We start from the raw sequence: 6,603 nt of genomic DNA, 5'->3' as shown, positions 1-6,603 counted from the left end.
CGGCTGGGGTGCAGAGATAGAGGGCGAAAAGAAAGTCTCAAAGATTGCTTGCGCGTCTCGCTGGGCGGCGAGACGCGCAAGCAATCAAGAAGAAGGCAAATGAAAGAGAAAGTGGTGCCGACCTCCTCTGACGAGGAGACCGGCATCAAAACCAGCGACACAACCAGCGAGGCGTGACAGCAGGTTGCGATGCCCCCTCGGAACACCGAGGGGGCATCGCCAAAGCAAAAGATTGCCAAAGGGACGCCAGAACATCAGAGGGGCTTTGAATCTGCTCGCCCGCCTCGCCTGGGCGGCGAGGCGGGCTCGCTTACCACCCGTAGCATCCGTCCGCCCACAAGGACGAAGAGGAATTGAAGCAGGGATGTGTTGAAGGCAGGGGCACCGAGGCACAGGAACCGTGTTGGCAAACCCAGCCTGCGACTAACCCTGCCACGAGTCGAGGGAGATGCTCGGACCGTTGTTGAGATAGCTGATCAGAGCTCCCTTGGTGGTGGAGACGAATTCCTCTGGTACAGCGTCGACGCCGACCCACGCAACTTCCGAGTGCTTGGCGGGTTCCCCGTTCGTGAGTTCACCGGACCAACGGTGGGCGGTGAAAACGACAGTCAGGAAGCCGTTGGGCGCCTCGACGCCCCGGGCCCCGTGGATGACATGGGCCAGGCGCAGGTCGTCGGGAGTGACGACGAGCCCGGTCTCCTCCTTGAGTTCGCGAACTGCCGTCTCGGTGATCGGTTCGCCGGGTTCGCTCTTACCGACGGGCAGATCCCACATGCCTTGCGCAAACTTGGCCTTGGGCCCTCGACGGAGGAGAACGACACGCCGGGCTTCGAGGTCGTGGACGATGATGGCAGCGACCAACAGGGTCATCGACTCCGTGGCGGGCTTGAGAACGGTGGTCTGATCAGTGGTCGGCTGAGCCACGTCGATCGGGTCCTTCCTGCGGTGCGGCGGTCATGTCAGTGCCTCGCGTGTGCGGCGCTCCAAGTCGATGGCTCCCGGAACACCGCGTCTACGGTAGATCGCCAGGCAGGGGCGGATTGAGGAGATCGCTTTTCTCGTCCGATCCGAGGTCATGCCATCCATGAGGTCGAGCGCGCGCCCCCAAGTCGCCACCGCCTCGTCCGCTCGGGCTTGAGCAGCCAGGCTGTCACCGAGATCTGCGTAGGTGAGGGCGTGAACGCGCTTGTACTTCTCGGCATCCCAACGGATCAGCGCAGCGCGGTGCTCCTGTTCGGTTCCTGCATGGTCTCCGAGGTCAGTCAGGGTGCGGGCCGTGTGGCTGGCGACGGTACCGGCCGCTGGGCCGGTGGCGAGTGAGAAGCTGGGCTGAGGATCGCCGTCACGGGTAAGGGCGTTCTCCGCGGCGAGGAGTGCCTTCGCTGCGGCGGGCTTGTCGCGGGTGGCAGCGAAAGCACGGGCGTGGGTGATGTGGAGAAGCGCCTCGGTCTTTCCGTCCACACGACCGACGCTTCGGGCGAGCGCGTTCTCGATCAGTGCCACACAGTGGTGGGGCTGTTTGAGGCTGAGCGCCTGGTGGGCCAGGGCACGCATCATCCATCCGGCGTGGCCGTGGGGGTCCGCCTCCACAGCAAGCTGGTAGCCAACCTGGTAGTAGTGCTGGGCCGCGCCTTCCTGGCCGAGGTCGTGGTGCTTCCACCCCGCGAGGTAGGCAAGTTCGGCGACCGCTCCGAACGCTCGACGCCGTGTGCTTTCGTCGGGAAAGCGACCGTTGAGCATCGGGGCTGCCGTGTCGGCGAGGTAGGCGGTCACGGTGGTCAGCCCGTGCCCACCGCCGAGTCGTTCATCCGCCGCGCTGAACACGGCAGTGATCTGTCGGACGACTTCGACCTCTTCCGCACCGACACGAGTCATGCCGGTCCGAGCCCGAATCAGGCGTGAGATCGGCTCGGGGTCGTAGAGCAGCGGCATGGCCACACCTGCGGTGGTGAATGCGGCAACGGCCAGGAAGGTGCGGCGCTCGACGTCTGCGCGGCCGAGGTTGGCAGCCACCTCGACCGGATCACTACTCACCGCCAAGGACTCTTCCGGGGTGGCGAAGCCGAGTTCGGCCAGCGTGATTCGGCGCCCGGAGCGGCGGGACAGCGCCTCGGCGATGTACTGGCCGACCTGCCCCGCCGGCTGTGCGCCGTTGATCCAGTGGGCCACGGCGGACTTGTTGGTGAGCAGCGTCTCGCCGTTCTCCGCACCGATTCGCCGCACGGCGCCGGCCAACGCCTCGTAGGTCCATCCGGCGGTCGAAATCGCCTCCCTGAGGCGCTGGTTGGGCTCCTTGCGCGTGGCCACGATCAATCCCCTGAGGTGGAGCCGTAAACCGCATAAACCACTCTACGTGTCGACAAGCATACCGATCGTGCTGTTCGGCCGGTTCACTGAGTGTGAGCTGCCCCGGAGCACTGCGCCCCGGCTCTCTCAAGGCGAACCGCCGAGCGGCTGCTTTACCGCCGCGCCGATCAACTCCTCAGTCTGGGAGGGCTGATGAACACCAACGACTGCACCATGCTCCCGATGCGGGAGACCTGGGAGGCGCAGCCGGCAACGGCCACAGTGCGATCCGCCCGGCTGTCGGTGGTACACACGGCTCGATCTTGGTCAGTACCGCTCTCCGAGGAGTCGCTGCGCGACGTAGAGCTGTGCGCCGCCGAGTTGATCACCAACGCCGTTGCGCACACCGGAAAGCCCTCCCGTGTCACGGTCCAGTGGACCGGCATGCGCCTGCGGGTCGAGGTCGCGGATTCGAGTCCGCGGCTTCCGGACAGGATCACCGACGAGATGTCCACCGGCGGGCGTGGGCTCCTCCTGGTGGAGGCGCTGTCGCACTCCTGGGGCTGGTACCCCGGTAGAGGCGGGCAAGGTCGTGTGGTTCGAGGTGGCGCCCGACCAGGTCGTGACGGGAGACGCACGGCTCGCCGTACTTGTCTTCGCGACTCAGGTTCACGCAGCAAAAGCCCGGGCAAAGGTCTGGGTTCGCAAGAACGAGCCGAAGGCGAAGGTCGCGCGGTGACCGCTCCCTCCACGTTGTCTCGGTACGAGATCCGCCTGATCGACTCCCAGAGCCCCCATTTCGTCCTGCTGGAGTGCTGGGGGATCTATGACCGCGAGCAGCACGAGTACGTGCGCGTTCCGGGCTCCTCGGACCGAATCAGGCGCTTCTACACCGTGTCGGCCGCCGAGGCGTACCTGCGCCACTCCGGCACCTGACGGCCTGGGTTCGTCAGGCAACCCAACTTTGGCCGGCCTCCACCCTCGTGAGACCAGTCAGAGCATCCCCGAGGACGGTCAGGTGCCCTCGGGGAGCTGCCGCCACTCGCGGCACTTCTCCGAATTGCTCAGCAGAGGAGGGAAAGTGCACAACCTCATCGCCAGTTCGTTCCTGGACGAGTACATGTTGGTACGACCCGGTAGCCGTGGCGGCCTCCGGCTGCCGCAGTCCAACTACGAAGAGCTGCGCGTTCACGACCCTGCCCAGGTGGCTCCCTCTTGGCTCTTGGACGCCGTGGGCGCGCAGTGGGCCGACCTGGAGGTCGACGGACGGCCGGCGGGCGAGTTTCTGCTCGTACGGCAGCCCTCCCAGTGGGGTTACTCCCGGGCGTCGTGGGAGATCAACCTCGGCTGCAACTACACGTGCAAGCACTGCTACCTGGGGCTCAAGGTCAACTCGGGCATGTCGTTGGCGGACAAGCTGACGTGCTTGCGGATCATGGCCGAGGCCGGTGTGCTGTGGCTCCAGATCACCGGCGGTGAGCCCACCGTGGACAAGGACTTCATCGCGTCGTACCGGGCCGCGTTCGAGCTGGGCATGATGATCACGGTCTCGACGAACGCCTCGCTGCTGTGGCGCGAGAACCTGCTTGGTCTCTTCCGGGACTGTCCGCCCTACCGGGTCACGGTGTCGATGTACGGCGCCGCGAAGGCCAGCTACGACAAACTTACGCAACGTCCGGGCGCCTGGGACCTGTTCGTCCAGGGGATGAACGCCGCCCGCCACGCCAAGCTCCCCCTGCGGATGAGCATCGTCGTCACCGAGGACAACGCGCACGAGGAACAGGCGATGATCGACCTGTGCCGGTCGTGGGGGCTGGAGTACAACGTCTTCACCAACATGACGCCGACGATCTACGGCGGCGCCGAGTCCCTGACCGCGCAGTCCAAAGAGCACCTGCGAATGCGCAAGCCGTTCGCCGGGTGCAACGCGGGCCACACCTTCTTCCACACCGACCCGCACGGTCTGGTGTCCATCTGCAAGATCGGCCGTGACGATCAGATCAGCCTGCCCACCGAGGGGATCAACGGCCTCGCCCGGCTCGGCGCCATCGCCGACCGCCTCATGCTTCGCACTGGTGGCTGCTCCGGCTGTCAGCTCTCGGGGTCGTGCACCGTGTGCCGGCCCCTGGCCAAGCACTACCAGGAGGCGAAGGCACCACTCGCAAGTTACTGCCGGCACGGAACCAAGAAAGCAGGATGAACATGACCGCTGTCGCTGTCGAAATCTCCCCGAGGCGGCCGCTGCCGGGCGACGACCTGGCTCAGCGTCTGCCGTACCTGACGCGGCCCATCCAGACCCCCGGCCGGCCCGTCACCGAGATCGCCGTCGTCGCCGACCTGGACGACGTCATGGAGTCGATCAAGTGCTCGTGCAACGCGGGCGACGACAACCCGCACTGATCACAGTCGGTCACTAACGCTCAGGCCCTGGCGCGGTTCGCATCAGGGCCTGAGCCCTGCGTGGGAGCCGAGTAGCGTGGATCCATGGGATTCCACTGGGACTGGATGTGCCCCCGTATCTCCGTGCCGTACCTGCCAACACTTGGCCCCCTTCACCCCGAAGTATTGAGCCCGGAGCTACTGGAAGACGTTTTCGCCGTCGCCGGCACCGGTGACTTTCTGCCCCATGACAAGGACCGGCGATGGTCGGACCGCAAGGACGAGTGGGTCGTGGTGGACGACATCGTCCAGGATCGGGAACGCACCCTGATCCCGACGATCACTGGCCGCGGAATCCTACGGCTCCACCTCTATGGGGCCCCCGGGCACCTGCTCGAAGCCCAGGAAACAGCAGCCAAGCTCGCCGCTCTCCACGGAGCCACGAAGGCCCGCGTCGTGTGGTTCCAGGAGCTCCCGAACGCCCTTGCCGCACCCACCCGAGTCCAACTCAGGACCTTCGACAATCCCGCTCCCGCCGTCGACGGGGTCGAGGTCTTGTCCGAGACACCCGCAGCCGTGGCGAAGACCTTCAATGCCTTTTCCGAGGAGCTGGCCGGCGAAGGGTTCGCCTTCCTGAACTCCAGGCTCGAAGCCGTAGGCCCCGTGCTGGTCGCGGTGCAGAACGGGCGGGTCGCCGGTGCCATCGGCCCGATGGAAACGATGCCCGACCCGATTGGGCGAGCTCGGCTCCTGCCCCAGTACTTCGGAGTCCTGCCGGAGTACCGAGGGCTCGGACTCGGGCGGCAACTGTGGTGGGCGGCAATGCACTGGGGTCAGGAGCACGGTGCCGACTACCAGTTGCTGCAGACCACGGCCGGTGGCGCGTCCGACCGCCTCTGTCGGAGTGAGGGGCTCATCGACCTCGGGTTCGTCTGCACCTCTGGTGTCTGAAGCCACACAGCTTGGGGAGCACAAAGGCACCCCCCGACACGCCGAACCCGCAGCTCAGCCGTGTCCCGGCTGCGGATGTCAGTGCCCGGGTGCAGACTCTCAGATGGCCGGGGAGGGGGCGTGTGCGCGCCCAGCGGAAACCGCCCCGGTCACCTCACCGTCGAAGGGGCACCACCTATGCTCACCACCGACTTTCCCACCGGCTCGCCCTGCTGGATCGACCTCGGCAGCCCGGACATCCCCGCCACCGCCGACTTCTACAACAAGGTCTTCGGCTGGACCTTCCAGTCCGCCGGCCCCGAGACGGGCGGCTACGGATTCTTCCAGCTGAACGGCAAGGCCGTCGGCGCCGTCGGCCCGCTGAACGAGGGCGACCCGTCCACCTGGACGACGTACTTCCGCGTCACCGACGCGGACGTCACCGTGAACGCCGCCGAGAAGGCCGGCGGCATGGTCCTGGTCCCGCCCATGGACGTCATGGGCGAAGGCCGCTTCGCCCAGCTCGCCGACCCGCAGGGCAGCCGGTTCGCGATCTGGCAGGCCGGCTCGACCACCGGTCTGGACGCCGTCTCCGAGGACAACACCCTGGTCTGGTCCGAGCTGCACACCACCGACCAGGACGCCGGTTTCACCTTCTACCAGACGCTGTTCGGCTGGCGGGTGGAGAACTTCGAGCCGTCCCCGGGCATGTCCTACCGGGTGATCTCCACCTCCGAGGGCGACCAGCAGGCCACCAGCTTCGGCGGCATCGCCCCGACGGTGCAGCCGAACCAGCCCCCCGCCTGGACGCCGTACTTCGCGGCCGCCGACGTGGACGCGCTGGTCGCGAAGGCGACGGCGGCCGGCGGCTCGGTGCTGATGCCCGCCGAGGACGTCCCGAACGTCGGCCGGATCGCCTGGCTGGCGGACCCGCACGGCGCGCCGTTCGCGCTGATCAAGGGCGAGCCGCGGGAGTCCTGAGCACGCAGGAGTCCTGAGCACGCGAGA

Annotated in this window: 7 protein-coding genes; 5 read left to right on the top strand and 2 right to left on the bottom strand. The window is 66.6% G+C overall.

Translation table 11 applies throughout. The annotated features are described in order from the left end of the window. Positions 1-423: 423 nt before the first annotated feature. Positions 424-924, bottom strand: a complete 501-nt coding sequence (locus KV557_RS03965; protein ID WP_218198181.1) for an NUDIX domain-containing protein — start codon at positions 922-924, stop codon at positions 424-426. 30 nt (positions 925-954) lie between these two features. Continuing rightward, a complete protein-coding gene (locus KV557_RS03960) occupies positions 955-2,307 on the bottom strand; it encodes a tetratricopeptide repeat protein (protein WP_218198180.1) in 1,353 nt (450 codons plus the stop codon). 192 nt (positions 2,308-2,499) lie between these two features. On the opposite strand from KV557_RS03960, the gene KV557_RS03955 reads away from it, so the two are divergent. From KV557_RS03955 to KV557_RS03935, 5 genes are all read left to right on the top strand, one after another. Then, positions 2,500-3,222 (top strand): ATP-binding protein, encoded by a 723-nt coding sequence (locus KV557_RS03955; protein ID WP_218198179.1) that lies wholly within the window; start codon positions 2,500-2,502, stop codon positions 3,220-3,222. Between the two features lie 145 nt (positions 3,223-3,367). Then, positions 3,368-4,486 (top strand): radical SAM protein, encoded by a 1,119-nt coding sequence (locus tag KV557_RS03950; protein WP_308129757.1) that lies wholly within the window; start codon positions 3,368-3,370, stop codon positions 4,484-4,486. Positions 4,487-4,488: 2 nt separating this feature from the next. Next, positions 4,489-4,686: a hypothetical protein gene (locus tag KV557_RS03945; protein ID WP_218198222.1), complete on the top strand. Its 198-nt coding sequence runs from the start codon at positions 4,489-4,491 to the stop codon at positions 4,684-4,686. 84 nt (positions 4,687-4,770) lie between these two features. After that, entirely contained in the window at positions 4,771-5,616 is an 846-nt protein-coding gene (locus tag KV557_RS03940) for a GNAT family N-acetyltransferase (protein WP_218198178.1), read from the top strand. Positions 5,617-5,793: 177 nt separating this feature from the next. Next, positions 5,794-6,576: a VOC family protein gene (locus KV557_RS03935; protein ID WP_218198177.1), complete on the top strand. Its 783-nt coding sequence runs from the start codon at positions 5,794-5,796 to the stop codon at positions 6,574-6,576. Positions 6,577-6,603 lie beyond the last annotated feature (27 nt).

This window comes from Kitasatospora aureofaciens (assembly GCF_019192735.1).
Lineage (GTDB): Bacteria > Actinomycetota > Actinomycetes > Streptomycetales > Streptomycetaceae > Kitasatospora > Kitasatospora aureofaciens_A.
Note: the sequence above shows the minus strand (reverse complement) of the source record. Positions and strands in the feature narration are given on the sequence as shown.